Origin of the sequence: Microbacterium sp. zg-Y818 (assembly GCF_030246905.1) — a bacterium.
Classification (GTDB): domain Bacteria; phylum Actinomycetota; class Actinomycetes; order Actinomycetales; family Microbacteriaceae; genus Microbacterium.
Genome location: NZ_CP126741.1, coordinates 2537558 through 2562456 on the forward strand (window position 1 = coordinate 2537558; position 24899 = coordinate 2562456).

Sequence of the window (24899 nt, forward strand, 5' to 3'; positions counted from 1 at the left end):
TCACTTCGGGCCGGTGCACCTGTCGCCGCCAGGGCGTGACGCCTCAGGGGCGCGGGGGCAGCGGCGGGCGCGGGGGCACCGGCGGGAAGTCGTCGGTGCCGGGCGCCGGAGCGGCAGCATCCGTCTGTCCCTCGAGCGAGGGCTGCTGACCGGGTGCGCGCGTCGACGGCCGCGTCTCTTCGGACGGCTGGTCGCCCTCGTACTGTTCCCGCGCGATCGCACCTTCGGACTCCTGGCCCTCGGGCTGCGCATACGCCTGCGGCTGCGGCGCCTCGCCCTGCGGCGAAGGCCAGTCTGCGGTCTGCGCGGGCGCAGCCTGGGCGGCGTGGGGGTCGTAGGCCGGGGGCTGCGCGATGGCCTGCGGGGCCGGCGCGGCGGCGGCGTAGTTCTGCGGGTAGGTCGGGTAACCGGTGTAGTACGCGTTCCAGTCCGGCGATCCGTCAGGCATGACGGGGAGCGGCGTGAAACCGTCGGCGTACGTGGGCCACTGTGCGGCCTGGGGCTGAGCGGGTCCGCCGGCGTAGGCGGCGGCCTTGGGGCGCTCGCGCTTGGGCGCGAACAGCACGTTCACGAGCGGGACCAGTGCGGTGCCGACGGCCGCTAGAATGGCCAGCGCGACCACGATCCGCCAGTAGATCGCCTCGAACTCGAGGTAGTCCGACAGCAACAGCGGCAGCACCAGCATGACCGCCAGGATGACGACGAGTCCGATGGTCACATAGGTCACGGTGGTTGTGAAGGTCGTCGCGTAGCGGGCGTGCGCCTTGGTGAACAGGCGCACGTGCAGCAGGGCCAGCTGCAGGATCAGCACGATCAGGAGGAACCGGAAGAACCGATCGACACCGACTCCGAAGTAACGGTCGGGCTCCGGCATCCAGATCATGAACGCGCCGATCAGCAGCGTCAGGACCCAGGTGGCCATGCTCGCCAGCGCGAACCAGGCCGGACGGCCGGGTGCCAGTCGGGCCTCGAGGATCGCAACGCCGGCAAAGCCTGCCAGCAGCAGGATGGTGAGGAATGCACGGGCGACGAGTCGCTCTTCGGGCCCGAACAGCACCCAGACGACACAGACGAACGCTGCGGCGATCAGGGCGCCTATCGCGACCCAGATTGCGGCGCGCAGCAGCTTTGCGGAAGCGGGGCTGGTGATGGGCTGGGTCATCGTCGGTCCTCTCCCGCGGCGCGACACCGCGGCAATCCCCCCATCCTGACACGCCGGGAACGCTCGAACCACTTCGCGTACAATTCGCGCCCCGCCGAAGAGGCCGACAACGGAGGGATATTTCCGGCGCGAGTGGTCGTGCACTGGTCATAGGAAACCTATAGGCTGTGGTCAGACCACAGGCCAGCTGCGTAGATGACAACTGCGAACTGACCCATCACGAAGGGATACAACATGTCCACAGTTGCGATCATCGGCGGCACCGGCCTCCTCGGACGCGCCACGGCGCAGGAACTCCTCGCGCACGGCTATGAGGTGCTCTCCATCTCGCTGCCGCCCGAGACCGCCCACCCGCTCGACGGCGTGCAGTACGTGTACTGCGACGTCGCCACGGCATCCGACGATGAGCTGCTCGCGTTGCTCGACGGTGTGGATGCCGTCGCCTACGCCGCCGGCGCCGACGAGCGCATCGCGCCGCAGGCGCCCGCGGCGGGCTTCTTCTACCGCGCCAACGTTCTGCCCACCCAGCGCATGGCGCGCCTCGCCCGCCAGGCCGGTGTGACCTCATTCGTCGTCTACGGCTCGTACTTCGCCGAGTTCGCCGAGCGCTGGCCCGAGCTGGGCCTGCGCGAGAACGCCGGGTACGTCCGCACCCGTCTGCTGCAGGAGCAGGTCGCCTTCCTCGAGGGCGAAGGCGCGATGACCGTGACCTCGCTGCGTCTCCCCTGGATCTTCGGCACCATGCCGGGCGCCGTGCCGCTGTGGAGCATGTTCGTGGCGATGGATGCCGCCGTCCCCGAGGACTCCCCCATCGCCGTCCCCGCGGGCGGCACCGTCATGGTCACCACCAGCCAGGTGGCCAAGGCCGCGCGCGGCGCGATCGAACGGGGCGAGCACGGCAAGACCTACGCGCTCGGTGGCATCAATATGACCTACGCCGACTTCCACCGCATGATCGCGGAGGAGGCGGGCCTGGATCCCGCCCGCGTGATGCCCCTCCCCGCCGAGGCGTTCGCGGCCGCGATGAAGGCGTACGACGAGGCCGAAGCCGGCCGCGGCATCGAGCACGGCATGCACCAGGCGGATGCCGCACGCGTGCAGGAGCGGTTCGCGTACGTCGAGCCGGAGCCCGTGCAGGCCGCGCTCGGCTACGGACCGGAAGACGTCGAGGCGGCGATCCGCGAGAGCCTGCGGGTCTGCGTCGCTTCGCGCACCCCGGTCGCCTGAGCCAGCGAGAGAGGGAGCCACCCGCGCCTTCGGGTGGCTCCCTCTTCATATTGCTCACGTACCCGCTCGACGGCGGCCGCGGTGTCCCGTCGCTGGCTACGCCGCGTGGGAGACTGAAGGTGCCCTGTCGTTCTCGCTTTGCGCCGCGGGCCCCACCCGCGCGGCGCGACTCCCGAAGGGACCCGAGCCCTGCAAGGAACTCAGACTCCCCAGCCGAGCGCGATGGCGGCGCGCCTGCACGCCGCCCGCACGTCAGGCGACGCCGTCGGCGTGTTCCGGATCGTCGCCGAGAACCCCCTCGTCGCCTGGTACGCCATGCCATTGCCCGAGCTCGCGGAGACGATCGCAGAGGCCATGGCCGGTGTCTCGGATTCTTCCGACGACAAGCAGATCTGCCGCGGTCTGCTGCAGGTCCTGCGCGGCGAAGAGATATCCATCACCCTCCCGGCGCGACTGCAGGCCATGCCCCTGGCGATGCGCGGTATGCAAGAGCGGCTGCGGGGCGCTCCGAGTGCGGCGCTCCGACTCCAGCTGACGGCGCGCACGCAGCGGGTGCGCTCGGCGAGCACGCTGTTCGACACGACCGATGGACTCGCCGCGTTCGAGGCGATGCAGATGGGCATCACCCGCATGCTGGCCGGGGACCTGGTCGGCGCGCTCACCGATTTCACGGCCGTCCGCTGGTCGCCGACCCCCTCGCTCCCTTTCCTGATGCGCGACGCGCACGTGAAGTCCGCCCTGGTGCACGCCCTGTACGGGCGACCGGCGGACGCCCACCGCAGCATCCAGGCTGCCCGCTCGATCCCTCGCACCGCGAGCTGGGTCGAGGAAGGGCTGGACGCGCACCTCGAGATGGCCGCCGCAGTGCTTGAGGAGGACGCGCACGCCGCCGTCTCACGGCTGGAATCGATCCCGCTGGACGCGGTCGGCGAACTGTGGCCGTTCCTTGTGGAGGCCATGTACCGCGCCCATTCGCGCGCCGGGCGCGGTGAGGCAGCCGCACTGCGCTTCGAGCGCCTGCGCGACGCCGCACCCCCCGCGAGGCCGGGCGATGGGATGCCGGGCAACGTCTTCGACTGCATCCTCGCCCTCGTAGCCTTCTTCCGCGGCGACGCGACGATGGCCCGTCGACTGAACGCGACCGTGCCGCCGACGTTCTTCCGCGGGGCGATGATGCAAGCCATGCTCGACATCGTCGCCGGGCGTCCCGACGAGGCCCTGCGCATCCTGGCGGAACTGCGTCCGTCAACGGACGGCCTCGATCAGCTGGAGGGACAGCGCCTCGCGCTTCGGGCGCAGGCCCTGTTCGCACGGGGGCAGCGCGTCGATGCCCTTGTCGCTCTGTCCGAGGTCCGCGATCTGCCCGACGGCGCCGGACGGCTGGGCGCCCGCCTGCTCACTGCGGACCTGCACGACCTCGCCCGCGCGGAGGTTGCCGGTTGGGAGTCGATTCCCACCAAGGCGCTCTGGCCCGAAGACACCATCGCGCTCACCGTGCGTGAACGCGAACTGCTCGCTGCCCTGCACGCGGGTCTGACCCGCACGGAGATCGCCGAGCGGCTGTTCGTGTCCTTGAACACGATCAAGACGCACCAGCGGTCACTGTTCCGCAAGTTGGGCGTCTCGACACGGGCCGAGGCCGCCGCGATCGCCGAGCGTCGCGGCCTGCTCTGACGGTTCGGGTCAGCGACGACGCCAGACGAGCGCACCCGTGCCACCCGCGACGGTGACGGCGAGCGCGAGCGCCCACCAGGGGAAAGGCACCGGAACCTCAGGGACGAACCGCGCAACCTCCGCGGGCAGGCTGGTCCGCTCGGCGTGCACGAGGATGCGGTGCGAGTTGATGCCGATGGGCGTGCAGGTGACGAGGGTGACGAGGTCGCGACCGGGGACGATGCGCAGCGAGTCGACGTCGTCGGGCTCGACGACCTGTGTCTCGGTCACGCGGTAGGCGAGGGTCTGCCCCAGCACCGTCAGAGTGAAGGTGTCCCCCTCCGTAAGCCGGTCGAGGTGGGTGAAGAGGGCGGACTGCGGGTAGCCGCGGTGCCCCGTGAGGACCGCGTGGGTGCCGGCGCCGCCGACGGGGAGGGACGAGCCGGTCAGGTGACCGATGCCGCGCTCGAGCGTTGCGTCGGACGTTCCGGAGTACACCGGCAGCGCAGCGTCGATCGCCGGTATGCGCAGCTGCGCGAGGACGCCGTCGGGTTCGTCGGTGACCAGCTCCCGCGCCTCGACGACCTCCGCCGTGTCCTCCTCGCCTGCCCCGAACGGGTCGCGCGCGATCCCCGCGCCGAGGGCGGCGTTGTAGGCGCGGGATGCCGCGAGTCTGCGGTCGAGTTCGGCGGGACCGACGGCGTCGATCGTCTCTGCGTAGCCTTGCAAGCGATCGCGCTGCGAGAGGTCTGAGAACCAGCTCGCCGCCGAGGGGTAGATCATGATCGCTACCCCCGCGACGACGAGGGCCACCACGAGCACGCGGGCGCGCAGAAGCCCCGGCCGACGCGGGTGCGCCGACCGGGGCTCGTGCATGTCCGTGATGATGATCGATCCGGCTCGGTGGTTCCGATCAGGACGTCAGGCGACGGCCCGGCTGCGGCGCGCGCGGATGGCGATGCCGGCCGCCAGCAGGAGCAGTCCGGCGCCGGTACCCCAGAACACGACGGTTCCGGTGCCGCCGGTGAGCGGCAGCTCGAACCCCGCGTTGTGCGGTGCGTTGCGCACCGCAGCCTGGTAGGTGAACGGACCGGTCACGGCGCCCGCGTCGACGAGCTCGACCTCGATCGGGTCGGCGAGCAGCCCATAGCCCTCTGGCGCCACGACCTCGACGAGATAGTAAATGCGGTACTCCGGGTCGGTGTCGGCGATGCGGGCACCGTCGACGAAGTTGCTCAGGCGCAGGCCCCCGATCGCGGCTTCACCGCGTGCGTCGGTCGTGACGACCTTTGTGCCGGCCGGCTGGCCGGGGATGTCGACCGCCTGGGTGAGGTCGCCCGCGCGGGCGGCGGCCTCGTCGAGGAACACGGCGAACTGGGCCCCGGCGAGGGCGGTGGTGCCGTCCATCGCCGTCTTGGCGATGCGGATGCTGCCCAGGCGCGTCTCGACCTCGTTGGACGGGATGCCGCTCGGGTTGTGGTCGACCTGGTACTGGTTGGGGAACAGCACGGCGTCGTTAGGGATCACGCCGTCGCCGATCGCGGTGGAGAGGGTCGTGATGCTGATCCGCACCTGCGCGGCGGGGTTGGCCTTCTTCGCCTCCTCGATCTTGGCGAGACCGGTCGCGGTCAGCTCGATGGTGACGCGGGTGTGCTCGTCGACCGTGGCCGCGGAGCCGATGAGGGTGGTCTGCCGGGTCGCGGTGACGGTGTAGTCGGCGGCGATCAGGTCGAGGGCGGGGGCGGTGAGCCCGTCGATGGTCACGGCCGTCTCCGCGGCGACGAACTCGAGACGCGGGTCGAGGTCGTCGACGACGAGCCAGCGGTCGGTCTGGCCGCCCTCGGGGATGCTGGCGTCGATCGTCCAGACGACGGCATTGTTGTTGCCGTTGTCGGGCGCGGTCGTGCCGATCGTGTCGGAGTCCTCCACGCGCTTGACGATCGCGTCGTTGTTGTTCTTGGGATAGACGTGCACGTCGTACAGCCAGGCGTCGAGGTCGGCCGGGTGTGTGATCGGCACGGTCACGACGAACGGTGCACCGGGGGTGAGACCCGAGGCGAGCTGCGCCGCCGTCAGGTGCTCCTGCACGTAGTAGGCCCCGAGGTCGAGGTCGTCGAAGACGACGACGCCGTCGGACGCGGTGATACCGTCGGCATCCGGTGTCGCGCCGGCCACGGCGGCAGCCGCGTCGGCCACCGTCATCGCCGCGGCGGCGCTCCACCCCGCGTCCGTGCCGAGGTCGATGCCGGGCACGCGGGCGGCGGTGAAGCGGATGTCGGCCAGCGCGTCCCATCCGGCGGTGTCGGCTGCGGGCAGCTCGAGACCGTCGCCCGCGTCACCACGCAGCAGCGGCTGCTCGTACTTGTGGACCGTGATGCTGCCCGTCTGAGCCGGGTCGATCGTGGGTGCGGCCAGGGCCGGTGCGGCGACGGTGGCGCCGAGCAGCGCGGCGACGGCGGCCGTCGCTGCGACGGCCCATCGGCGGACGTGGGTGTGCTCTCGCATGGGGTTGTCCTCTGTCTTTCGGATTGCGGGTCTCATGGGCGGAAGGGGGTGCATGTCAAGCGCGCCGACGCCACTGACGGATGCCGACACCGAGGCCGGCCAAGGCGAGCAGCGCACCGGCGAGCAGGTAGGGCAGGTTGCCGGTCGAGCCGGTGAGCGGCAGCGCGCGCGCGGCGACGTCGGCGACCGTGACGGTCGAGACGCCCGCGTCGGTCGCCGCGGAGACCAGGCGCGAGCCGTCGGGAACCGTGACGGTGCCGTCGACGGCAACGGCGATCTTCACCGGCTGCGGGAGCAGCGCATGCCCGGTCGGGGACCGGGTCTCCTCGACCCAGTAGGTGCCGGCGGGCAGATTGGCGACGATGAAGCGGCCGTCGGCGTCGGGGACCGGGGTCACGGCGACGGGATCGGCGGCGCCGGGGCGCGAGCCGTCTGTCGCATCGTCGCGGAGGATCCGGAACACTGCGCCCTCGAGCGCAGCGCCGTCGGCGTCGGCCTTCTGGATGTAGAAGGCGGAGGCGCGGGCGTGGAACGGGTCGTCGTCCGAGACATCGAACGGCCGCGTCGGATCGGCCGGGTCGGGCGCGATGACAGCCTCTCCCGCCGGATCGGTGCGCGGGGCACCGGTGGGCGCGCCGTCTCGGTCGCTCTCGGGCACGACGACGCTCGCCGTCGCGGTGACCTCATCGTGATGACTCTGCTGCACGTCAAGGGCGAGGGAGCCCGTCACGACGAACGACTGACCGGGGCCGAAGAGGATATCGAGTTCCGCGTCGACGGGAACGGACGCCGGGTAGCCGAGCAGCGCTCCGTCGGGGCCCTCGAGCGGCGACGGGTCGGCGACCCAGTCGGTGACGGCGGGGCCGGCGACCGTGTCGTCGACGAGACGAACGGCGGTCAGCCATGTGTTGCCGGTGTTGGTGACGACGTAGCGGACGGTGTTCGTCTCACCCGGCCCGTACACGACGGCGTCCGCTGCGGTGTCGGCATCCGCCTGAGGCGAGGCCGTGCCGTAGGCGTCCTTGTCCGGCGCGACCCAGTCGGTTCCGCGCGCGTACGCGGGAGCGTCGGCGTCGGGCGCCCCGTCGTACTTGATCACCTGGATGGCGCCGGTGTAGGCCGAGTACGGGTTCGCGCCGTCGACGGGGTTGCCCGAGATCGCGCCGTCCGCCCGGAATGAGGCCTCGTCGCGGTGCGCAGCACCGTCGCCGGCGGAGACCGTCAGCGTCGCCTCGCCGACGATCACGTCACCCACGGCCCAGGTCGTGGCCGGGTAACCGGTCGGGCGACCCTCGGCGTCGAGGTCCACCGTCTCGGCCCACGTATACGACCACGTCGCCGCACCGGCATCCCATGTCGCGTCGCGCGGCGCGCTCGCTCCGGGCAGCCACCACCGCAGCGAGGTGATCGCGGCGCCGCTGATGGCGGCATCCGTGAGGACGACGTTCTTCAGCGGCTCGGGCCCGGTGTTGGTGAGGCGGATGACGATTCTGCGGCTCTCGCCCGACTCGTAGACCGCGCCCGTGTCGAACGTGTCGGCGTCGACGCCCTCCCCGGTGACGACACCGGTGCCGTCGACGTCGCCGTCGAACTTCTCGATCGTCGCGGTGGGCGTCAGATCGGCGAAGTAGCCGGCATCCAGCGAGTGGTCGTTCTGCCCGCCGGAACCCGTCGTGTACGCGAACGAGCCGGTCGCGGGGTCGGGGTTGGAGTCGGCCTCTCCGCGGGATCCATCGCCGGCGCGCTGGAGCGTCAGCTGGAAGTCGCCCCACGTGACCGCACCGTAGAGCGGATCACCCGGGAACACGCGCGAGGTCGGGTCCACGCCGGGCGGAAGGCCGAAGCTGATGACGTAGTCGGTGCCGAACTCGAGCGGGTTCGCGTCCGTGCTGCTGAACAGGTAGGCGCCGTCGGCGTTCGTGGTGGTCACCAGCGGCGTGCCCGTCCCGTCGGCGTGCGTCGCGGTGACGACGATGCCGCCCAGCGGGGGCTCGCCCGGATCCTGCACGCCGTTGCGGTTGGCGTCGAACCAGACACGATCGCCGATCTGCAGCGGCGCCTGCTCGGCGAGCGTCTGCACGTTTCCAAGGCCGCCGCCCTTCTGGAACGAGTGCGACCCGGGATTCGTCTGCTGGGACGTGTGCTGGTACCCGCCCACGGGGTTGCCGTTGTCGGTGTTGAACCACTTCAAGCCGGTGACGTTCACCGTGCTGAGGGGGTCGATGACCGCCGCGATGATGCCGTTGTAGCCCGTCTTGGCCGCGATGCCGCCGAGCGTGCTCTCCGGGTGGTACTCGTTCGCCCCGCCGTTGACCTTGTTGGAGTCGAAGAAGAACTCCCTACCCCCGATGCCCTGCCCTGAGTTGCCCTTGGCAGAGGTACGGCCGTCGATGAGGCGTCCGTCGCGTTCGAGGACGTACTCCCCCTCCGCATTGGGGGCCGCGATGAGGATGTCGCCGCTGGAGATCGCCTCGTATCCCCTGTTGTTGACGCCGGTCACGCCGCCGTTGACGGAGGTGTTGTCGTCGGCGGCCCGGTTGCGGTTGCCCGCCTGCAGGCTCGTGCGGTCCATGAGCCCGAGCACGAGGTCGTTGGTGTCGCTGAACTCGATGTCGCTGAGGATCGCCTGCGGGTAAGTCTGCACGGAGTTCCACGCGCTCGCACCGGCGTCGTATCCCACGCCCGTCGGCTGCTGCTGTCCGATGCCCTTGGCACCCGGGTTGGGATTGCTCCACGTGTCCACCCACGAGTTCCAGCGCCACAGCCAGGGCGCGTTGGCCCTGGTGGTGTTGGTACCTGAGACGTACGACGGGCCTTTCGTGTAGCCGAGATCGACCGTGAGCTCGGTCTTCCACCCGACGACCGCGCCGGCGGCAACGGCCGCAGAGATCTCGTCGGTCGTGGCGGAGACGACGGTCGCTGCGAGGGCCGTGTTCGCCTGCCAGGCGGTGCCCTCGTCGACGTAGCCGACGTACACGCGGCCGTGGTGCTCACTGACGGCCCAGGCGCGCTTGCCTGCGGGAAGGTTCAGGACGACGCGCTCGATGTGCGGGGTCGCGGCGGTCACGACGGCCGGGCCGCTCACGTCGATGCGGTAGACCTCGCGGTCATGCAGGTTGACGAAGTAGAGCCACCGGTCATCGGCGCTCACCGTGATCGCGCCGATGCCGATCCTTCCCGCGTTCGCGAACGCGTGCTCGTCCTTCGTCCAGTCGCTCGGAACGCCAAGGCCGCGCTGCGCGTTGGTGAGGGCGGGGCCGAGGTCCACCGTCGCGCCCGGCACGTTCGCCACCGGCTTGCCCTGGACGTCGAGCCACGGCTCGGCGGCTGCTGCTTTCGAGGCCGACCGCTGCCCGTCGACGGTGGCAAAGGTCACCGGGATGCGATAGATGCCGCCGATGCCCAGGGGGCCGAGGCCCGCCAGACGCTTGTACGACGCCGAGGCGAAGAGGGTGTTGCGTGAGGTCTGGAATGCGGTCCCCCACACCGAGCCGACCTCGCCGAAGGTCGCGAAGGTGTTGCGAACCGGGTACTGCGCGGTGGTGATGACGCCGGCGCCGTTGCGCTTGCTCGCACTGCCGTTCGCGGTGCTGTTCTGCCCGTCGTCGGCCGCGTAGAACGACTTCCAGTACTGGCCGACGATCGCCGCCTCGCTGCGCGCCGCGTTGGCGCTCAGCAGCGGGTCACCGGCGGACTGGATCGTCGAGACGATGGGTGGGGCGGTGGTCGAGTAGTCCTCGGGGGTGCTCACGCCGTAGTCGACGCCGGTCACCGACGAGGCGGGCGCCTGGATGAAGCGGACCGATGCGTTGCTGTACAGCGAGGGCGCCTGGCCGGTGGCGCTGAAGGTGTCGTGGAAGCCGTGCGCCGTGAACTCCAGGCGGAGCGGGTCGCCCGGAGCGACGGACGCGTCGAGCGTCAGCGAGTACGAGCCCCGGCTGTACCAGGCGCCACCGGCGTCGGTCGTCGAACCGAGCGCCGACAGGGTCTCACCGACGACGGTGCCGCGTGCGTCGTAGGCCCGCACCACGACGTTCTCCAGCCCCATCTCGCGCGGCCCGTTGCCCACCGCGACCCGTTCGAAGGTGCCGTTGCCGTTGTAGTCCCGGAAGGCCTGTCCGCTGATGGTCGTGCCTGCGGCAGTCGCCGACAGCGGAGGCACGATGATCCCGCCCGCGGCGATGAGCACGGCGGTGAGCGTCGCCAGCCACCGCCCGCGTCGCGCGGTCATGGTTGCGTCATGAAATCGGGCACGGCGCTGCAACGTGACTCCTCAGAGGATCCGGAAACGCGGGACCCGACCAGGGCCGTCATCGACTCCTGCCAAGAATGGGTCTCCCCCGCGAGCCCCAGGCTAGGGAGCCAGTGAGGGCCGCTTCCGACACCTCGGCGGGATCTCACCCGCTGGTTCACCCCCTTCACCCTCGCGCCCCCGGAGGGGCGCTCACGCGCGCTCCGTAGACTGCCAGCATGCCCGCCCGACCGTCCGTGATTCGGCGCGCCCTCGTCTCTGCGCTCGTCGGCGCGCTGCTGCTTCTCGGCGGCTGCGCGCGCAGCGATCAGGACGCTCCCGCCCTGGTGCGGGTGCCCGCCGACGCGGCCACGGTGGGCGAGGCCATCGGACTCGTCGCGGAGAACGGTCTCGTGCTGGTGGACCCCGGCGTTTACCGGGAGCAGATCCTCGTCGACAAGCCGGGGGTCACCGTCCGGGGCGTCGACCGCAACGAGACCGTCATCGACGGCGAAGGCATCCGCCCATACGGTGTCGTCGCGGTCGCCGACGGCGTGAGTGTCGAGAATCTCACCGTCACGGGGGCCACCTTCTACGGTGTGCTCGTGACCGGCCTGCACGATGAGGACGGACCGACAGCGCACGGGGGCGACGGATACGACCTGCTCGATCCTGAGCGGTTCCCCCCGATCCAGCGCTTCGCGATCGACCATGTCACCGCCTACGACAACGGACTGTACGGTCTGTACGCGTTCGACGCGCAGCACGGCGTCATTCGGGACTCGTACGCGTCCGGGTCGGCCGACAGCGGCATCTATGTCGGCCAATGCCGCCAGTGCGACGTCCTCGTCACCGGAAACGTCGCCGAGAACAACGCGGTCGGGTTCGAGAACGCGAACGCATCCGACAGTGTATGGATCGTCGGCAACCGCTTCAGCGGCAACCGGATCGGGATGACGCTGATCTCGAACTACCGCGAGGCGTTCGTGCCGCAACGCGGCAACCTCGTCGCCGGCAACCTCATCGCCGACAACGCCGAGGCGGAGTCGCCCGCGCATGCCGACGGCGGCTTCGGCGTGGGCGTGGGGGTCAGCGGCGGCACCGAGAACGTCTTCGAACGCAACCGCATCGAACGCAATCCCGTCGCCGGCGTCGTGCTCACGAGCACCGAGGACCTGGCCGCGACCGGCAACAGGTTCCGTGACACGGCGTTCGCCGGCAACGGGATCGATATCGCGAACACGTCGACCGACCGCGCCCCCGCGCGGGGCAACTGCCTCGACGGCCCCGTCGTCGCCGCGCCGCTCGACCTGTTCGCCGCGTGCACGGGCGCCCAGCCGGCCGTCCTCCCCTCGGCACTGCCGGCCGTGGCCGTGCCTCCGGGGATGAGTTTCCTGCGCGTCCCTCCCCCGCCGGCGCAGCCCAACATGCCCGACGTCACGGCACCCGCACGCATCCTGCCTGCCGAAATCGGGGCACCGGATGCCGCTGCCCACCCGCTGCCTGACAGCACACTGCTCGCGGATCGGTCGCGCCGATGAGCACCCGCCACCGGCTCGCGGCCGCAGTGGCCGTCGTCGCCGTCGCGCTTTCTCTGGTCGCCTGCGCGCCCGCCGACGGCGTGCGGCCGGTGACGACGGAGGAGTCGCAGGTGCTCGCATCGATGCGTTTCCGCAACTTCGACGCGGGCACGCGTGCCCTGTCGTTCGCGCTGGAGGAGGGCGATCTGACGCTCGCCATCGCGGGCTGGTACGACTTCGCGGGACACCGCGGATACGGGCTGCTCGACACCGGCGACGGGCGAGCGCTTCTCGCCTGGTCCGGCGACACGGTCGGGATGAGCGCGGGCGCACCCGAGGACGGCGCGGCCCCGCTGCCGATGCCGGAGGACGCGGAGTGGTCCACCACGCCGCTGGACCCGACGTCTTCGCGTCTGCACGCCCTCCTCGCGGTCATCGCGGGTCTGGGCTCCGACCGCCCCGACAATCCGCTGCTGCTGCAGCAGTCCGGCGCCTTGTGGGTCGCGGAGGAGACGGTCGACGGGGAGCCCGTCACGGTGTTCGCCGGCCCGCCGTCCGACGAGCCGCTGCACACCGGCGCCGAGGTGGACCCGGATGCGTCCGGCACCCGCTACTGGGTGGATGCCGGCGGGGTGCTGCACCGCGCCGATATCCGTGTCGGCGGCGACTGGGTGCGCCTGGACTTCGCTGCTGCGCAGAACGTCGACCTCGGCGCCGGAGCAGCAGGATGAGCACGGGGCACGGCCGCGTCAGCCGGCGCGGCCTGCTGCTGGGCGGCGCCGGTGTCGGCCTGGGCGTCGTCGCGGGGGCGGCCGGCGCGGCGATGATGCGGCCTCCCGCGGCGCCGCTCGCCGGGCCGGACGGCGGTGGGCCGACATCCGCCGTTCCGGCGCGCGGGCGCCACCAGGCCGGGGTGGACCGCCCCGCGACTCCGCAGCGGTCGGCGCTCGTGGTCGTGCTGGACCTTCCAGCGGCGAGCGCGCGCAACGACGTGCGCACCGCGGTGGCCGCGCTGGGTGATGCTGTCGAGGGCTGCACGGACGGCGCAGACCCCACACTGATGCCGGACGGGCCGGGTGACCTGGCCGTGACGATCGGACTCGGTCCGCGCCTCGTGCGGCTGATCGACCCCGCGCTGCCCGGCGCGCAGGACCTCCCCGACTTCGCAGGCGACGACGCGATCGCACGCGAGGCGCGGGGCGGAGACGTGCTGCTGGCGATCTACGCCTCGGATCCGAACGCGCTGCCGATCGTGGCGGGACGGCTGCGGGATGCGCTGCCGGGATCTCGAATCCGGTGGCAGCAGTCCGGGGTGCGCGGGCCGGGCGAGGGCACGGTGGCGCGCAACCCCCTCGGCTACCACGATGGCGTGATGGTGCCCGAGGGCGCCGAGCTCGACGACGCCGTTTGGATCGCGGACGGTCCGGCCGCGGCCGGGACGATCGCGGTGATCCGCCGCCTGCGCCTGAACGTGGAAGCGTTCCACGATCTGTCTCGGCGCGAGCGCGACCGGGTGATCGGACGGGAGCGCACCTCGGGCGCACCCCTCTCGGGCGGTGACGTGCACGACGGCGTGGATCTGACCGCGAAGACCCCTGAAGGCGAGTACGTGGTCCCGGCCCGCGCGCACGTGCGTGCGGCCCACCCGTCGTTCACGGGGAGCGCGCTGATGCTGCGGCGCAGCTACGGCTATGCCAACGGTGTGGACGCGACCGGCGCCCCGGACGACGGCATCCTCTTCATGTGCTTCCAGCACGACGTGGATGTCTTCGTCCGCACGCAGGTGCGGCTGGACGAATCCGATGACCTGATGCGTTTCGCGCGTCCGACGGCGTCCGCGACGTTCTTGATTCCACCGGGCCGCACCGGCGACGAACCCTTCGGCGCCGCCCTCTTCCGTCCCTCCTGACCCGCGCACGCCCGTCCGGTCACGACCGCTCGGCATCGACCCGCTTCGCCGACGAACCGGGCTCTGACGACACTATTGTCGGCGCGGCTTGGCCTTCACCGCGCGATTTGCGCGAGGACTGTCGAGGCATCGCGCCGAGCGAAACACTTCCACAAGGCGAGCACGGCAAGACCTACGCGCTCGGTGGCATCAATATGGCCCACGCCGACTTCCACCGCATGATCGCGGAGGAGGCGGGCATGGATCCCGCCCGCGGCATCGAGCACGGCATGCACCAGGCGGATGCCGCACGCGTGCAGGAGCGGTTCGCGTACGTCGAGCCGTGGCAGGTTCTGCGGCGCGCTGCGCTCCCGAGCAACACGAACTGCCGCCCGAACAGCGACCCGCCCTGGGCAGAGGTCGAAGCGCCGCTCTGATCCTGCGCCGAACGGCGACCTACGGGGAGCGATCGCCCACTCGCTGCTGCCGCCGTTCGGGGTCACGGTGCGAGACGAACAGGGCGACGGCACCCACGACAGTCAGGACGACACCCGTCACCAGAAGCACCGTCGGCACCAAGTCGGCGCCGTAGACGATCTGCTCACCTGAAGGCATCGTGAACGAGCACGTGAGTCCGAGCGGGAACAGCTGCCAGCTTCCCTCGACGGTGAGCGTGCGATCGAGGCCGAGCTCCACGTGCCGTTCAATGCACGCCCGCTCCTCGCCAACGGCGGCCGGACCCCCATAGAAGCTCGCGATGAAGAGTCCCGTGAACAGCCACCAGAATATGAGGACGGGCAGGACCGCAGCACGGACGGTTCGTCTTCGGTCCATCGCTCAGCACCCTCCTGGCCGGTACGTCGACCGTACGGCATCGGCTGATCGGGGGGCAAAACCGGCACCGCTGGTCCCGTGCGAAAGGCGTCCCGGTTGCCCGCCGGAAAGACAGATGTCCCGCGACACATGAGACACATGTCGCGGGACATCACATCCGTGGCGAGTGAGGGATTCGAACCCCCGAAGGCTACGCCGGCTGATTTACAGTCAGATCCCTTTGGCCGCTTGGGTAACTCGCCAGGGCGCATCCGACCGGCTTAGTCAGTCGATCGGAGGCGCGATTGTCTATCGTACTCGGTCAAGGCGAGTGGCCGAAATCGAGTCAGTCGGCGGCGTCGAGCACCCGCGCCACGAACGCTTCGGTGCGCTGCCTGGTGCCGTCGATGCGGCGGTCGACGCTCGCACGAACCTCGCTGGGAGCCAGCGGAGCGGCCAGCCGCACGTTCTCGTGGCACGACAGATCGGCGCAGATGTAGGTGCCGATGCTGTCGCCGTGCGCGCCGGCATCCCCCGCCTTTCGGGCGGTGAACAGCGTCACCTGGTTGGCGGGCTGCATCGTGTGGCACAGGTTGCACATGGCCGACCGCGCCCGACTCGACCCGTCCGCCGCACGCAGCACCACGCCGGTCAGCTGACCCTCGACCTCCGCCACCACGTATCCCCGGCTGCGGGTGCGGGGATCACGCCACGCATAGAAGTCGAGGTGGTCCCAGTCGGCGAACAGGAAGTCGGCGGGCACGGCGACGAGGCGAAGGTCGTCGGAGCCGGCGTTGACGAACGACGTGCGCAGTTCGTCCTCGGTGAGGGCACGCATGGGTGCCAGTCTACGAACGCGCGTCCGTTGCAACACCCTCCCTGGGCCGAGCGGATGCCGCCGAGCGCCGATCGCGGATCACGAAGCCGAACCCGAACGCGATGAAGAACATCAGAACGCCGTACACCGCCGCAGGCAGGCTCAGCTCCATCGATCCGAGCACCGTCTGGGCGATGACGATCGCGAGCGTGGCGTTGTGGATGCCGATCTCGAACGACGATGCGATCGCCTGGCGCGTGCCGACCTTGAGCAGGCGCGGCACCACGTATCCCACGGCGAGACTCAGCAGGCAGAAGAGCACCGTGATGAGCGCGAGGCTGGCGATGTTCTCCACCAGAAGGTCCCAGTTCGAGGCCACCGCCCCCGCGATCACCACGATCAGCACCACCACCGAGACGATGCGCACCGGCTTGTCCATGCCGTCGGCGAACCGCGGCCACACGCGACGCACCAGCATGCCGGCGGCGACCGGAAGCAGCACGATCGCGAAGACCTCGACTGTCTTGGCCCACTGCATTCCCAGCTCGCCGTCGAACGGATCGAAATAGGCGATCGCGAGGTTCGTGATGATCGGCAGGGTCACCACCGCGATGACGGAGTTGATCGCCGTCAGCGAGATGTTCAGCGCAATGTCGCCACGGAACAGGTGGCTGTAGAGGTTGGCGGTGGTTCCGCCGGGTGATGCGGCCAGCATCATCATGCCGACGGCCAGCACGGGCGGCAGCCGGAACAGCAGTACGAGGCCGAAGCAGATCACCGGCAGCAGCACCAGCTGGCAGGCCAGCGCGACGATCACCGCCTTCGGCTGCTTCGCGACCCGCGCGAAGTCGCGCAGAGTGAGGCTCAGGCCCAGGCCGAACATGATGATGCCGAGGGCAACGGGCAATCCAATGGTGGTCAACGCTGATCCCATGGGACACATAGTGCCCGACGCGAGGCTCGGTAGACTCACGACATGGCTGATTCCTCCTTTGACATCGTCTCGAAGATCGACCGCCAGGAGGCGGACAACGCCCTCAACCAGGCGCGCAAAGAGGTCGAGCAGCGCTACGACTTCAAGGGCACCGACGCGTCGATCGAGTGGAGCGGAGAGTCGATCCTCATCAAGGCCAACAGCGAGGACCGCGCGAAGGCCGTGCTCGACGTGTTCCAGTCGAAGCTGATCAAGCGCGGCATCTCACTGAAGAGCCTCGAGACGGGCGACCCGACCCCCAGCGGTCGTGAGTACCGCATCGTCTCCACCCTGAAAGAGGGCATCTCGCAGGAGAACGCCAAGAAGATCGGCAAGCTCATCCGCGACGAAGGCCCCAAGTCGGTGAAGTCGCAGATCCAGGGCGACGAGCTGCGCGTGCAGTCCAAGAGCCGCGACGATCTGCAGGAAGTGCAGCGACTGCTCAAGGCCGCCGACCTCGACGTCGACCTGCAGTTCATCAACTACCGGTAGCCCACCTCGCCGTGAGCCCACCTTCCGTTCTGTCGCGGTGATGGATCTTCGTGCGAGCTGACGACCCGGTGGGCGGCGGGCGCAGGCATGCGCGCGTCAGATGCGGGAAGCGGTGACCAAAAGGTACTCCCAGTTCATCGCGCCCTCGTGAAGGGACCGATCGCCCAGCGCCGCCAGCTCGGTGTCCAGTGCGGCCACTTGGGCGGCATCCTCGCCGAGGAATCGGTACACGGCGATCGTGGGACCGTAATTGGCCTTGAAGAAGTCGCGGAACTCGATGCCATCGGAGAATCGGCCTACGCGCAATGTCTGCTGTCGCGCAACCAGGTTCTTGACGCGGTCGCCGAAAAGCGACCGAACGTGATCGGCGCGTCCCCACAGCGGGGCCGGGGACGCTCCGGCGGGCGGCGGTGGCGCGTAGGGCTTCATTGTGGCGAACATCTGGCCGATGAAGCCTTCGGGGGTCCAGCTCAGCACGCCGACGGTGCCTCCGGGGCGGCAGACGCGCAGCAGCTCGTCGGCGGCTTGCTGATGGTGTGGGGCGAACATCACGCCGATGCACGATAGGGCGACGTCGAAGGTCGCGTCGCCGTGCGGCAATGCCTCGGCGTCCGCGGGCTGCCAAGTCAGTTCGAGTCCCTCGGCCATCGCCTCAGTTCTGCCCACGTCGAGGAGCTCGGGCGTCAGATCGGTAGCAGTGACGTGAGCGCCCCGACGCGCGGCGGGCAGGGCCGCAGTCCCGGTACCGGCCGCGACGTCGAGGACGCGCTGTCCGGATTGCACGTCGAGGGTATCGACAAGGATGCGGCCAAGGGAGCCGACGACCTCGTCGGCGACGGCGGGGTAGTTCCCGCTTGCCCACATCGCGGCATGCTTCGCCTTCAGGGCCCGGTCTTCTGGCGTTGACGTCAAGGGTGTACTCGTGGAAGTCGGTCGAGTGCTGTATTGCATGGACATGGTTCCTCCGGAATTGGTTGTTGCCGCAACCGTAGGGATGATCATCCGGGTCGCACATCGGGGCCGACGCGCAACGAGGTCTCGGCGTCGACCGTCGAGTGGCGGCTGACGCGTAGCCGGTCAGACGCCGGAGAGCAGCCGCGCGACGGCCGCCGTACGCGCAGTGCGTCCGTGCAGCCCGAGCTTCGCGTACACGTTCTGCAGATGCCGCTCAACGGTACGCACGGAGAGCGTCAGCTCTGCCGCAATCGCCTCGTTGTCATATCCCCCTGCAGCCGCGCGGAGGATCTCGAGCTCCCGGGGAGAAAGCGCCGAGGCCACGTCCTCCGCGGATGCGACGGGCGCGGCGTCCCTGTCGGGAGCGATGAAGTCCGTGATCTCGCGGCGCAGGACCGGCCAAGCCGGTTCATCGGACAGGACGATGTGGTTATTGCTGTCCAGCGCGACAAACCGAGCGCCCTGAATGTGCGCTGCGAGATATCGGGCCTGCTCGAAACTCTTGATCTGGTCCCCAAGGCTGTGCAGTATCAATGTCGGCAGGTGCAGTTCGCCTAAACGGCCGCTGGAGTCGATCATCTGGCGCTGGGACCGCGCGAGCACCGCCGTGTCCGCGTCGACGGCCATCTTCTGCAGCTCGTCGATCCAACACATCTGCTCCTCGGTTCCGCCGGGGATCATCATGCTCGTGAAGACCCGCCGGAACTCCGGCGTCGGGCGCCCCCACCCGACTTTGATCATCGCCTCGAACGCGCGACCCAATTCCAGCTCATTCGCCGACGGAACGCCGCGTGCTCCGGCGTCGCTCCCGTAGAAGATCAGTCGGGTCAGGCGCTCCGGATGGCGCGCTGCATACTCGATCGCCACCGGGCCGCCCTGCGCCATCGCAAGGAGAGCGAAGTGGTCGAACCCGGCGCCGTCAGCGACGGCCTCGAGGTCCGCGACGCGGGCCTGCAGGCTGTGGTCGGTCACATCACGATCTGACAACCCGTGTCCGCGCTCGTCGTACCGGATCACCGTCGCGATGCGCCCGAGCTCGACCAGGAAATGGCGCCAGACAGGGCTCTGCCAGTCGAACTGCAGATGACTCAGCCAGCACGCGTCGATCAGCAACGGCGGACCGGCACCATGTACGGCGTACGCGATCCCGACACCGTCTGCGGAGCGCGCGAAACGAATATCCTGCACAGCACCCGTTTCGCGAGTCCCCACGCGACTCATGCTAGAAGCCCTGAGCGCTCAGCACACCCCCGTCATCGCCGAGCAAAGAGCCGTCGCCTCGAACACGGGCAGCCCGCGCCTGCGGGCTGCCAAGTGTGCACGTCAGGGCGGTTGCCAACCGGTCCTCGATCGCAACAGATCAGCCGCCGGCAGGGCCGGCATCCCGTGCGCGCTCAGGCGCGGCGGTAGCGGATGTGCGTCGCCAGCGGCGAGTGCAGCACCTCCACGGGCTCGTAGCCGAACGACTTCGCGCCGTCGAAGATGCGCTCCCCCGAGCCCAGCAGCACGGGCGCGATGTCGAGCGTGATCTCGTCGACCACGTCGGCGGCGAGCGCCTGACGGACGGTCGAGGCCCCGCCCGCGATGTGGATGCCGTCGTCGGCGGCGGTCTCGACCGCTCGCCCGTAGGCGTCGTCGAAGCCCCCGGTGACGAAGTGGAAGGTCGTTCCGCCTTCCATCTCGATCGGGTCGCGGGCGTAGTGGGTGAGCACGAACACGGCTGCGTGGTACGGCGGCTCCGGCCCCCACCAGCCGCGCCAGTCCCCATCCCACTCGCCGCGGATCGGGCCGAACATGTTGCGGCCCATTACGTACGCGCCCCGGGGGCGTCCCAGCCATTTGGAAGCGAGGGCATCGGCGTCGGTGGCGCGCGGATGTCCCAGGTGCCAGCGGTGCAGCTCGAGGCCGCGCCTTCCGAGCGGATCGTCGAGGCTCTGGTCCGGCCCCGCGACGAAGCCGTCGAGGGACATCGAGATGTGGCAAGTGGTCTCCGGCATGGGCCGCCCCTCTCGACGTGCGCGCGTCGATCCGGTCAGGTGCCGCAGAAGGTGCGGTACGGGCCGAAGGAGTCGGGCGCCGGCTCGGCGTAGCGCTCCAGGCCGGGGCGCTCGGTGAACGGCGAGGTCACGGCCTCGAGCAGCTGCTCGAACGGCTGCAGGTCGCCTGCCGTTGCGGCATCCAGCGCCTCTTCCACGAGATGGTTGCGCGGGATGTAGACGGGGTTCGCGGCATCCATCTTGTCGGCGTCGGGAGCGAGCGCGAGCCAGCGTTCTGACCACAGGTCGAACGGACCGGGGTCGGCGAAGAGCGCGCGGGTGCCCGCGGCGTCTCCGCGCGCGACGGCGCTCAACCGGCGGAAGAAGCCCGTGTAGTCGACGCGGCTGATCTGCAGCAGGTCGATCAAGTCGGTGAGAAGCGGCGTGGTCAACTCCTGGTCGGCGTCAGCCGGGATGCCGAGCTTGTCGAGCATCCCGCTGAACCAGGCCGCGTTGTACGCGTCGCGGAACCGCCCGAGCTCATCCTGGGCCAGCTCGATCGCCCGGTCGGTGTCGGGGTCGATCGTCGTCAGCAGGGCTTCGGCGAAGCGGGCGAGGTTCCACTCGCCGATCAGCGGCTGCCGACCGAACGCGTAGCGCCCCTGCCGATCGATCGAGCTGTAGACGGATGCCGGGTCGAAGGCATCCATGAAGGCGCAGGGGCCGTAGTCGATCGTTTCGCCCGAGATCGTCACGTTGTCGGTGTTCATCACGCCGTGGACGAATCCGAGCAGCATCCAGCGGGCGATGAGTGCCGCCTGCGCGTCGATCACAGCGCCCAGGAGTGCCAGCGACGGGTTCTCGGCATCGGTCAGGTGCGGGTAGTGCCGGTCGATCGCGTGGGCGACCAGGCGGCGCGCGAGGTCATCGTCTCCGGTCGCAGCGGCGTACTGGAACGTTCCCACACGCAGGTGGCTCGCCGCGACGCGGGTGAGCACCGCCCCCGGGAGCACCGTGTCGCGCTGCACGCCCAACCCCGTCGCGGTCACGGCGAGTGCTCGCGTCGTCGGCACCCCGAGGGCATGCATCGCTTCACTGATCACGTACTCGCGCAGCATGGGGCCGACCGCAGCGAAGCCATCGCCGCCGCGAGCGAACGGCGTGGGGCCGGATCCCTTGAGATGCAGGTCGCGCAGGCCGCCGTCGGCGTCGGTGACCTCGCCGAGCAGCAGCGCGCGCCCGTCACCCAGGCGCGGCGAGTATCCGCCGAACTGGTGACCGGCATAGGCCTGCGCGACGGGGGCCGCGGTCTCGGGGACGAGATTGCCGGTGAGCAGCCCTACTCCCTCGCGCGTGCGGAGTCCTGCCTGGTCGAAACCCAGTTCCGCCGCCAGCGGCTCGTTCAGCACCAGCAGTCGCGCGTCCGGGAAGTCGGCGGCAGCCCATGGCACGGCCAGATCCGGGAACTCGCGGGCGAACCGCGAGCCGAGGTCGACGGCGGTCTGCGGCGCGAGGCTCATGTTTCCAGGCTACGACCGGTGCGGCAGGTGAGGGCCGGTTTGCGCGGCGTAGGGGCGCGGGCGCCCGGCGCGCGTCAGGCGGTGACGATGCCGCGGGTGAGCAGCCCGTAGACCTCGTCGGCCGCGGCCTGCGGCTCGATGCCGTGCGTCACCAGCTGCACTCCGGCACCGAGCACCCCTTGCACGAGCGTGACAGTCGACCGGGATGCCGGCAGGCCCAGATCCTCCAGCACGCGGGTGAGGGGCCGCATGAGCGCGTCGTGCAGCGTCATGAGGTCTTCCATGCGGCTGGGACTGAGGTTCGCGTCACGCAGCGACCCGGCGATGGTGTGCCGCCCGTCGGCGGTCATCCGCATCGTCGCATCCACGAACGCGCGCAGTTCGGGAAGGCCACGCTCTGCGCCCTCCAGGATCTGCTCGATGTCGGCATCCCATCGCTCGATCGCATCGATCGCGATCGCGACGAGCAGATCGTCCTTCGACGGGAAGTAGTCGTAGAAGCTCGATCGCTTCATGCCCGCGCGCTCGGACACGCTTCCCGGGTTCACCCCGGCCAGCCCCGACTCTTGCAGCAGCTCCTCGCCTGCGCGCACGAGTGCGGCGCGCTGAGAGGCGCGGTGCTCGGCGACCGTCGGAGCGGTGATCTTGGGCATCCGGTAATTATCGTCCTGATCTGGGCCGGCCGCATGCAGCGGCGCGGCGGATGAAACGTCCTGAAGGGAGCGCGTCGCCCGCGACAGCTGGAGCTGCCGCGGGCGACGAAGGGACGCGAGGTGTCAGACCGTGACGGGCGCGCCCAGCCGCCCGTCGACCATCTCGAGCACGCGGTCGCAGTGCTCCAGCACGTCGCGGTCGTGGGTGACCATGACCACGGCGACGCCGGCGTCATGCGCCCGGTCGGCGAGAAGCTCAACCACCTCGTGGCTGCGGCGACGGTCCAGCGCTGCCGTCGGCTCGTCCACCAGAAGCAGGCTCGGCTGGTTCACCAGAGCGCGCGCGATGCCCACGCGCTGACGTTCGCCGCCGGAGAGCTCCCCGGGGCGGTGACCGGCGCGGTGGCCCATGCCCACCGACTCCAGCACGGGGGCGGGGGCGACGTGGCGGTTGCCCGCCAGCCGCCCGGCCAGACGCAGCTGGTCGGCAGCGGTGAGCGCGGGCAGCAGGTTGCCCGACTGGAACACGAACCCGATGTTGCGCAGGCGGAACCGCGCCCGCGTGCGCTTGGACAGGGTCGACAGGTCGGCGCCGTGCACGCGCACGGTGCCGCTGTCGGGGTTCGCCAGCGCGCCGGCGATCGCCAGCAGCGAAGACTTGCCCGAGCCGGACGGGCCGACGATGGCGAGGAGCTCGCCGGGCATGACCGTCAGCGACACGTCGTCCAGGGCCCGGACGCGGGAGTCCCCATCGCCGAGTTCGAGGACGGCGTTGCTGATCTGGAGGGCGGGGGTGGTGTCGGTGCTCATCGCTGGCCTCCCAGGGCTCGGAGCGGGTCGATTCGGACGATGCGCAGCACCGCGACGGCGGCGCCCAAGAGACCGAGCGTGATCGTCAGAGCGGATGCCACGGCGATCGGAGCCGCCTCGAGCGCGAAGGGCATGGCATCCGGCATGAGCGCGCCCAGGCCGACGCCGGCGGCCACGCCGAGGGCGGTGAAGCCGACCAGGAGGATGGCGGCCTGCAGCAGGCTGTCGCGCAGCAGATACCGGCTCGACGCTCCGACGGCGCGCAGGACCGCGAGGTCGTGGCTGCGCTGGATGGTCCAGACCGTGAAGAACGCACCGACGACGAGAGCGGAGATGGCGTACAGGAAGAACTGGATCATGCTGAGCGTCAGCGTCTCGGCCTCGTAGCCCGGGGAGGCGTTGAAGGCCTCGGTCAGGGTCATCGTGGTCGTGTCGGCTGTGGCGTCGATGGCCTCGTAGTCGGGCGTGGCGTCCTTCTCGGCCTGCAGCGCGACGACGCTGGCGAACGGGAAGTCGACCGCGGCGATCTGGGCCTCCGTCGGTGCACCCGGCTGGGTCGCGCCGGCGGCCATGAGCTTCCAGGTGTCCAGCGGCAGGTACGCGACGTCGACATGGCCGAAGGTGGCCTGGCCCTCGGTGAAGCCGACGACGGTCAGTTCCACGTCGGAGCGCTCGAGCCTGACGACGGTGCCGATCTCGACACCCTCGTCCTTCATCGGCTCCGAGACCACGATGCCGTTGGCGGCCCCGAGGCCCTCACCGGAGGACACCGGCGGCGTGAGGAAGCCGTCCGTCTCCACGCCGAAGAGCGTGAGGTCGATCTGGGTGCCGTCGTCGGTGACGCCGTTGACGATGTTGACGCCCATCGGCTCGGCCTCGGCGATGCCCTCGACACCGTCCCAGGCCGCGAGCTGATCTTCGTCGACGACGGAGCGGCTGAACGCATTGTCCGCTTTGGTGCCGCCGTCGAAGGCGAAGGCGCTGGCGGGCATGGATTTGAGGCCGGAGACCCCGTCATTGACCAGTCCGGAGGACAGGCCCGACAAGAGCACGACCAGCAGCGAGATGAGGGCGATGACCACGCCCATCAACGCGAAGCGGCCGCGGGCGAATTTCAGTTCGCGCAAGGCAAGGAACATGAAGGTCTTTCTGATCGTGAGTTTGTCGACACTCGTCGACATGATGCCGACAGTATGTCAGCAAAAACTGGGAGCGGCGCTCAGGCAGGGCCTGTGGACGCGCCTCGCGCCTGCGCCGCAGACGACGACGCCCGCCGCCGGAGGCCGGGGCGGGCATCGCTCGAGCGGCCGGACGGATCCGGCCGGTGACTACTTCCAGACCGTTGCGAGCAGGACGTTCACGACGGTGAGCAGACCGATCGAGGGCAGCACCCACGAGGCGACCTGCTCCTTTTTGCGGTTGACCAGCGCGATGACGATGATCGCGATCAGAACGGCGAGCTTGACGCTGATCTTGACGTTGTTGACCTCGTTGCCGAGGGGGTACTGCAGGCCGACGAGCGCGATGCCGGTGACGAGCATGGTCCATGCGCCGTGCATCATGGCGGGCAGCACGCGGGGGGTGCCGCGACGGGCGGATCCCATCTGGTAGAGCACGCCTCCGAGCAGCGCGGCCACACCGATGATGTGAAGGGCGAGGATGACGTTCTTCAGAATCTCCATACCCCCAAGCTTACCGACACAGT

At 69.9% G+C, this 24899-nt stretch carries 22 protein-coding genes and 1 tRNA gene; 7 read left to right on the forward strand and 16 right to left on the reverse strand.

What is annotated here, in order from left to right; translation table 11 throughout:
- Window positions 1–43: 43 nt before the first annotated feature.
- Complete coding sequence (locus QNO21_RS11985) at window positions 44–1162, reverse strand: chromosomal replication initiator protein DnaA (protein ID WP_257518106.1); 1119 nt, start codon at window positions 1160–1162, stop codon at window positions 44–46.
- A gap of 234 nt (window positions 1163–1396) precedes the next feature.
- Here QNO21_RS11985 and QNO21_RS11990 point away from each other — a divergent pair, with 234 nt between their 5' ends.
- Both QNO21_RS11990 and QNO21_RS11995 read left to right on the forward strand, forming a co-directional pair.
- Window positions 1397–2389: an NAD-dependent epimerase/dehydratase family protein gene (locus tag QNO21_RS11990; RefSeq protein ID WP_257518107.1), complete on the forward strand. Its 993-nt coding sequence runs from the start codon at window positions 1397–1399 to the stop codon at window positions 2387–2389.
- A gap of 222 nt (window positions 2390–2611) precedes the next feature.
- Window positions 2612–4063 (forward strand): helix-turn-helix transcriptional regulator, encoded by a 1452-nt coding sequence (locus QNO21_RS11995; RefSeq protein WP_257518108.1) that lies wholly within the window; start codon window positions 2612–2614, stop codon window positions 4061–4063.
- 9 nt (window positions 4064–4072) lie between these two features.
- On the opposite strand, the gene QNO21_RS12000 is transcribed toward QNO21_RS11995, so the two are convergent.
- The 3 genes from QNO21_RS12000 to QNO21_RS12010 are packed head-to-tail and all read right to left on the reverse strand — an operon-like array spanning window position 4073 to window position 10778.
- Window positions 4073–4918, reverse strand: a complete 846-nt coding sequence (locus QNO21_RS12000) for a class C sortase (protein ID WP_257518109.1) — start codon at window positions 4916–4918, stop codon at window positions 4073–4075.
- Window positions 4919–4963: 45 nt separating this feature from the next.
- The gene (locus tag QNO21_RS12005; RefSeq protein ID WP_257518110.1) at window positions 4964–6547 is read right to left on the reverse strand and encodes a SpaH/EbpB family LPXTG-anchored major pilin; all 1584 of its coding nucleotides are present in this window, start codon (window positions 6545–6547) and stop codon (window positions 4964–4966) included.
- Window positions 6548–6602: 55 nt separating this feature from the next.
- Window positions 6603–10778: an SdrD B-like domain-containing protein gene (locus QNO21_RS12010; protein ID WP_257518111.1), complete on the reverse strand. Its 4176-nt coding sequence runs from the start codon at window positions 10776–10778 to the stop codon at window positions 6603–6605.
- Between the two features lie 239 nt (window positions 10779–11017).
- Here QNO21_RS12010 and QNO21_RS12015 point away from each other — a divergent pair, with 239 nt between their 5' ends.
- The 4 genes from QNO21_RS12015 to QNO21_RS12030 all read left to right on the forward strand — a co-directional run bounded on the left by QNO21_RS12015 (window position 11018) and on the right by QNO21_RS12030 (window position 14623).
- Window positions 11018–12319 carry a right-handed parallel beta-helix repeat-containing protein gene (locus QNO21_RS12015; RefSeq protein ID WP_257518112.1) on the forward strand — a complete coding sequence of 434 codons (1302 nt, stop codon included), beginning with the start codon at window positions 11018–11020 and terminating at the stop codon, window positions 12317–12319.
- Window positions 12316–13029, forward strand: coding sequence for a hypothetical protein (locus QNO21_RS12020; RefSeq protein ID WP_257518113.1), 714 nt, complete (start codon window positions 12316–12318; stop codon window positions 13027–13029). The genes QNO21_RS12015 and QNO21_RS12020 overlap by 4 nt, the downstream gene beginning before the upstream one ends.
- Window positions 13026–14207 (forward strand): Dyp-type peroxidase, encoded by a 1182-nt coding sequence (locus tag QNO21_RS12025; RefSeq protein WP_257518114.1) that lies wholly within the window; start codon window positions 13026–13028, stop codon window positions 14205–14207. Before QNO21_RS12020 ends, QNO21_RS12025 begins: the two co-directional genes overlap by 4 nt.
- A 194-nt stretch (window positions 14208–14401) precedes the next feature.
- On the forward strand, window positions 14402–14623 hold the full coding sequence (locus QNO21_RS12030) for a hypothetical protein (protein WP_257518115.1): 222 nt from the start codon (window positions 14402–14404) through the stop codon (window positions 14621–14623).
- Window positions 14624–14642: 19 nt separating this feature from the next.
- On the opposite strand, the gene QNO21_RS12035 is transcribed toward QNO21_RS12030, so the two are convergent.
- From QNO21_RS12035 to QNO21_RS12050, 4 genes are all read right to left on the reverse strand, one after another.
- Window positions 14643–15020, reverse strand: a complete 378-nt coding sequence (locus QNO21_RS12035; RefSeq protein ID WP_257518116.1) for a hypothetical protein — start codon at window positions 15018–15020, stop codon at window positions 14643–14645.
- A gap of 160 nt (window positions 15021–15180) precedes the next feature.
- Window positions 15181–15262 (reverse strand) — tRNA-Tyr (locus tag QNO21_RS12040).
- Window positions 15263–15345: 83 nt separating this feature from the next.
- Window positions 15346–15837: an FBP domain-containing protein gene (locus QNO21_RS12045; RefSeq protein ID WP_257518117.1), complete on the reverse strand. Its 492-nt coding sequence runs from the start codon at window positions 15835–15837 to the stop codon at window positions 15346–15348.
- A gap of 10 nt (window positions 15838–15847) precedes the next feature.
- A complete protein-coding gene (locus QNO21_RS12050; RefSeq protein WP_257518118.1) occupies window positions 15848–16750 on the reverse strand; it encodes a bile acid:sodium symporter family protein in 903 nt (300 codons plus the stop codon).
- 42 nt (window positions 16751–16792) lie between these two features.
- On the opposite strand from QNO21_RS12050, the gene QNO21_RS12055 reads away from it, so the two are divergent.
- Window positions 16793–17281: a YajQ family cyclic di-GMP-binding protein gene (locus QNO21_RS12055; protein WP_257494105.1), complete on the forward strand. Its 489-nt coding sequence runs from the start codon at window positions 16793–16795 to the stop codon at window positions 17279–17281.
- A gap of 96 nt (window positions 17282–17377) precedes the next feature.
- On the opposite strand, the gene QNO21_RS12060 is transcribed toward QNO21_RS12055, so the two are convergent.
- The 8 genes from QNO21_RS12060 to QNO21_RS12095 form a co-directional block, all read right to left on the reverse strand.
- Window positions 17378–18283 (reverse strand): class I SAM-dependent methyltransferase, encoded by a 906-nt coding sequence (locus QNO21_RS12060; RefSeq protein WP_306813160.1) that lies wholly within the window; start codon window positions 18281–18283, stop codon window positions 17378–17380.
- Window positions 18284–18358: 75 nt separating this feature from the next.
- On the reverse strand, window positions 18359–19447 hold the full coding sequence (locus QNO21_RS12065; protein WP_257518119.1) for an alpha/beta fold hydrolase: 1089 nt from the start codon (window positions 19445–19447) through the stop codon (window positions 18359–18361).
- A gap of 182 nt (window positions 19448–19629) precedes the next feature.
- Window positions 19630–20232 (reverse strand): dihydrofolate reductase family protein, encoded by a 603-nt coding sequence (locus QNO21_RS12070; protein WP_257515896.1) that lies wholly within the window; start codon window positions 20230–20232, stop codon window positions 19630–19632.
- A gap of 35 nt (window positions 20233–20267) precedes the next feature.
- Window positions 20268–21731: a protein adenylyltransferase SelO gene (locus tag QNO21_RS12075; protein ID WP_257518120.1), complete on the reverse strand. Its 1464-nt coding sequence runs from the start codon at window positions 21729–21731 to the stop codon at window positions 20268–20270.
- A 74-nt stretch (window positions 21732–21805) separates the two neighbouring features.
- On the reverse strand, window positions 21806–22384 hold the full coding sequence (locus QNO21_RS12080) for a TetR/AcrR family transcriptional regulator (protein ID WP_257518121.1): 579 nt from the start codon (window positions 22382–22384) through the stop codon (window positions 21806–21808).
- Between the two features lie 123 nt (window positions 22385–22507).
- Window positions 22508–23194: an ABC transporter ATP-binding protein gene (locus tag QNO21_RS12085; protein WP_257518122.1), complete on the reverse strand. Its 687-nt coding sequence runs from the start codon at window positions 23192–23194 to the stop codon at window positions 22508–22510.
- The gene (locus QNO21_RS12090) at window positions 23191–24333 is read right to left on the reverse strand and encodes an ABC transporter permease (protein WP_257518123.1); all 1143 of its coding nucleotides are present in this window, start codon (window positions 24331–24333) and stop codon (window positions 23191–23193) included. Before QNO21_RS12090 ends, QNO21_RS12085 begins: the two co-directional genes overlap by 4 nt.
- Window positions 24334–24522: 189 nt before the next feature.
- Window positions 24523–24876 (reverse strand): hypothetical protein, encoded by a 354-nt coding sequence (locus QNO21_RS12095; RefSeq protein WP_257518124.1) that lies wholly within the window; start codon window positions 24874–24876, stop codon window positions 24523–24525.
- Between the last annotated feature and the right edge of the window lie 23 nt (window positions 24877–24899).

Excerpts from the sequence above, each read along its gene's own strand:
- QNO21_RS11985 (WP_257518106.1), bottom strand. The coding sequence starts at position 1,162 with ATGACCCAGCCCATCACCAGCCCCGCTTCCGCAAAGCTGCTGCGCGCC.
- QNO21_RS11990 (WP_257518107.1), top strand. The coding sequence starts at position 1,397 with ATGTCCACAGTTGCGATCATCGGCGGCACCGGCCTCCTCGGACGCGCC.
- QNO21_RS11995 (WP_257518108.1), top strand. The coding sequence starts at position 2,612 with ATGGCGGCGCGCCTGCACGCCGCCCGCACGTCAGGCGACGCCGTCGGC.
- QNO21_RS12000 (WP_257518109.1), bottom strand. The coding sequence starts at position 4,918 with ATGCACGAGCCCCGGTCGGCGCACCCGCGTCGGCCGGGGCTTCTGCGC.
- QNO21_RS12005 (WP_257518110.1), bottom strand. The coding sequence starts at position 6,547 with ATGCGAGAGCACACCCACGTCCGCCGATGGGCCGTCGCAGCGACGGCC.
- QNO21_RS12010 (WP_257518111.1), bottom strand. The coding sequence starts at position 10,778 with ATGACCGCGCGACGCGGGCGGTGGCTGGCGACGCTCACCGCCGTGCTC.
- QNO21_RS12015 (WP_257518112.1), top strand. The coding sequence starts at position 11,018 with ATGCCCGCCCGACCGTCCGTGATTCGGCGCGCCCTCGTCTCTGCGCTC.
- QNO21_RS12020 (WP_257518113.1), top strand. The coding sequence starts at position 12,316 with ATGAGCACCCGCCACCGGCTCGCGGCCGCAGTGGCCGTCGTCGCCGTC.
- QNO21_RS12025 (WP_257518114.1), top strand. The coding sequence starts at position 13,026 with ATGAGCACGGGGCACGGCCGCGTCAGCCGGCGCGGCCTGCTGCTGGGC.
- QNO21_RS12030 (WP_257518115.1), top strand. The coding sequence starts at position 14,402 with ATGGCCCACGCCGACTTCCACCGCATGATCGCGGAGGAGGCGGGCATG.
- QNO21_RS12035 (WP_257518116.1), bottom strand. The coding sequence starts at position 15,020 with ATGGACCGAAGACGAACCGTCCGTGCTGCGGTCCTGCCCGTCCTCATA.
- QNO21_RS12045 (WP_257518117.1), bottom strand. The coding sequence starts at position 15,837 with ATGCGTGCCCTCACCGAGGACGAACTGCGCACGTCGTTCGTCAACGCC.
- QNO21_RS12050 (WP_257518118.1), bottom strand. The coding sequence starts at position 16,750 with ATGGGATCAGCGTTGACCACCATTGGATTGCCCGTTGCCCTCGGCATC.
- QNO21_RS12055 (WP_257494105.1), top strand. The coding sequence starts at position 16,793 with ATGGCTGATTCCTCCTTTGACATCGTCTCGAAGATCGACCGCCAGGAG.
- QNO21_RS12060 (WP_306813160.1), bottom strand. The coding sequence starts at position 18,283 with ATGATCATCCCTACGGTTGCGGCAACAACCAATTCCGGAGGAACCATG.
- QNO21_RS12070 (WP_257515896.1), bottom strand. The coding sequence starts at position 20,232 with ATGCCGGAGACCACTTGCCACATCTCGATGTCCCTCGACGGCTTCGTC.
- QNO21_RS12075 (WP_257518120.1), bottom strand. The coding sequence starts at position 21,731 with ATGAGCCTCGCGCCGCAGACCGCCGTCGACCTCGGCTCGCGGTTCGCC.
- QNO21_RS12080 (WP_257518121.1), bottom strand. The coding sequence starts at position 22,384 with ATGCCCAAGATCACCGCTCCGACGGTCGCCGAGCACCGCGCCTCTCAG.
- QNO21_RS12085 (WP_257518122.1), bottom strand. The coding sequence starts at position 23,194 with ATGAGCACCGACACCACCCCCGCCCTCCAGATCAGCAACGCCGTCCTC.
- QNO21_RS12090 (WP_257518123.1), bottom strand. The coding sequence starts at position 24,333 with ATGTTCCTTGCCTTGCGCGAACTGAAATTCGCCCGCGGCCGCTTCGCG.
- QNO21_RS12095 (WP_257518124.1), bottom strand. The coding sequence starts at position 24,876 with ATGGAGATTCTGAAGAACGTCATCCTCGCCCTTCACATCATCGGTGTG.